This is a genomic window from Pseudomonadota bacterium, assembly GCA_018823135.1.
GTDB lineage: Bacteria > Desulfobacterota > Desulfobulbia > Desulfobulbales > CALZHT01 > JAHJJF01.
The window spans coordinates 1-2,259 of record JAHJJF010000053.1; the positions used below are offsets into that span (position 1 = coordinate 1).

5 protein-coding genes are annotated in these 2,259 nt (G+C 41.6%); 1 reads left to right on the forward strand and 4 read right to left on the reverse strand.

The window, feature by feature from the left end; translation table 11 throughout:
* The first annotated feature begins 99 nt into the window (after positions 1-99).
* Positions 100-372: a type II toxin-antitoxin system VapC family toxin gene (locus tag KKE17_05020; protein MBU1709350.1), complete on the forward strand. Its 273-nt coding sequence runs from the start codon at positions 100-102 to the stop codon at positions 370-372.
* 99 nt (positions 373-471) lie between these two features.
* Here the strand turns inward: KKE17_05020 and KKE17_05025 are convergent, their stop codons facing one another.
* The 4 genes from KKE17_05025 to KKE17_05040 form a co-directional block, all read right to left on the reverse strand.
* Entirely contained in the window at positions 472-762 is a 291-nt protein-coding gene (locus KKE17_05025) for a type II toxin-antitoxin system RelE/ParE family toxin (protein ID MBU1709351.1), read from the reverse strand.
* A 2-nt stretch (positions 763-764) separates the two neighbouring features.
* Positions 765-1,019, reverse strand: a complete 255-nt coding sequence (locus KKE17_05030) for a type II toxin-antitoxin system Phd/YefM family antitoxin (GenBank protein MBU1709352.1) — start codon at positions 1,017-1,019, stop codon at positions 765-767.
* 298 nt (positions 1,020-1,317) lie between these two features.
* Positions 1,318-1,728, reverse strand: coding sequence for a type II toxin-antitoxin system VapC family toxin (locus KKE17_05035; protein MBU1709353.1), 411 nt, complete (start codon positions 1,726-1,728; stop codon positions 1,318-1,320).
* The gene (locus KKE17_05040) at positions 1,725-1,958 is read right to left on the reverse strand and encodes an AbrB/MazE/SpoVT family DNA-binding domain-containing protein (GenBank protein ID MBU1709354.1); all 234 of its coding nucleotides are present in this window, start codon (positions 1,956-1,958) and stop codon (positions 1,725-1,727) included. The genes KKE17_05035 and KKE17_05040 overlap by 4 nt, the downstream gene beginning before the upstream one ends.
* Positions 1,959-2,259 lie beyond the last annotated feature (301 nt).

Here is a 2,259-nt window from a genome sequence, read left to right on the forward strand (position 1 = left end):
ACTGGCAACGAAAGTTGGAGAATTAGGACAAGAATAAATAACTGAAAACTACTGCCTGGGGTGGGTCAATTTTGGACGCCGATGGTGGGTCAATTTTCAATGCCGATTGACAGCGCAGTGAGCATTGTTGAAATTATGATCAAGGCATCAATTGGCAAATTAGAAATTGATTTTGATCCGGTTTCCCAGGCCGTTGCGAGCGGATTTCAAATGCTTGATTTTAAGGGTCAGGACTCCTTACCTCTACAAGAAATGCCATACCACCATAAAGACCCTTTTGACAGAATGATCATCGCGCAATCATTGGTTAACAATTATCCGATAATGACCAACGACAGCAAATTCAATTTATATAATTGCCGCGTTATTTAGACAAAGGGGAAATTCTTGATTTAGTGACTTAACAGTCTGTTCAGTTTCACTGCTGTCCTGCTATAAGTAGCTTAAATCAAACAACATTTTACTAAAATACTATTTACTGATGATCCGGAAGGTATCTTCGTAAATATTCTTTCGAGGTCCCAGGGCGACAATTTCCAGTTCGCTGCATTTTTTATTAATACGATAAATAACTCTATATCTCTTGATCCTGAAAGTTCTCAACCCTTCGAGTTCATCTTTTAATGCTTTACCGGAATATGGATCTTCCAGGATCGTTTCGAAGGCGTATCTTACATGCTTTTTGATACGAGGATGTAATTTACGAATAAATGATGCCAATTCATCAGGGATCCGTAATTTGTAAGGATTTGCGTCCGTCATCTTTACAGAAGATCCTCAAGTGAATACAGAGAAGACTTCTTCTTTAAATTATTAAGCCCTTTCCTGATCTCTTTCATAAGTTCCTGATCTGAACGAATTTCAAGAGTTTCATGCCAACTTTCAAATTCATCCGGGCTGACCAGCACCGCTACCGGCCTGCCGTTTTTAGTAATAACAACTTCCTGGTCAGTCGCCTTGACAGAGTCAACGAGAGAACTAAGCTTCATTTTTGCTTCTGAGACTGATAACGTATTCATATCTTGACCTCTTTTCAGGTTAACCTATATTGTAGTCACATAATATTTTTTAAACTGTCATCGTCAAACAAAAATAACGACCCCTTCCCCCCGCAATGATGGATTATTTCCAACAATGCAGCCTAAGTCAATAAATCAACAACGTCCCCTTTCCAAATCCCAGTGCCCCTTACCTAACAACATCCCCTTTCCAAAATCTCCAGTATACAGTGCTTGAGGAGACTCTTGCCGCTTTCCGTCACGGTATTTCGAGGTGTACTGTCACCCTTGCTATCCCCTCACTTGCCAGAAACGTCTCTTAAGGACAAATCAAATTCAACCCAGGGAAGTATGATCGAAAACGAGAACTGTCTCTGGTAAGCAGGGTCATTTTTTTTACTGCAGCATGGGCCCCAATCAAAAAATCAGGCAATGGTGAACGTTTTACTCCACCAGCCCGCCGATACTTCAAAAAACATTTACCAGCTAGAAAGGCTGCCTCAAAAGGGAGAGGAACACGGGTAAAAACATCTTCGGGCAGAGCGGCCTCAAGATCCTCGATACATTCGAAACCCATAGATACCTCAGAGTAGATGATAGGATTGATGCAGAGGATTGATTGATCAGCATATTGAGAAATTTTTGCAGCGGACCACTCAAACCAACTTGCGTCCTCGGTAAGCACATCAAGGAGAACATTGCTGTCAACCATGATTTTTTCGGAAGTCATTCATCACCCCTGGTCAGGGCCATGATATCCGCTGTCGACATACTCACTGTTGCCTTACCGCGAATGCGATCAATAATTTTTTTTCCACGGGATTTACCGGGGTCAGTTGATTTAACTATCAAAACGCTGTTTCCCTTCACAACAAAATCCACATCCGTATCAGGCATAAAACCCATTTTTAGTCGAATATTCATAGGAATGGTAACCTGTCCCTTTGAAGTAATCCGCATAAACATCCTCCACTAAGTAAGAAAAAATAATGTAATACTCTTACATAATGATATTCACTTTCCCCGAAGAGTGTCAATAAAAAAGCAGCGATGACCAACGATACGATCAAATCCTGTCAATGAGTTCAAACTTTTATTTAACCATAAGAACAAAGTCACAAAGTCGAGTAGACCGGTTTCTCCAAGCAGTTCAATGAAAGGTCGCAGACTACGTCTCGCCGCACGCGGCTACTGCGTGTCATGAGATCACTTTAATGTACTGACTTGTTGGCCCCGGCCCCTCTCAGAACCGTGCTTGCGC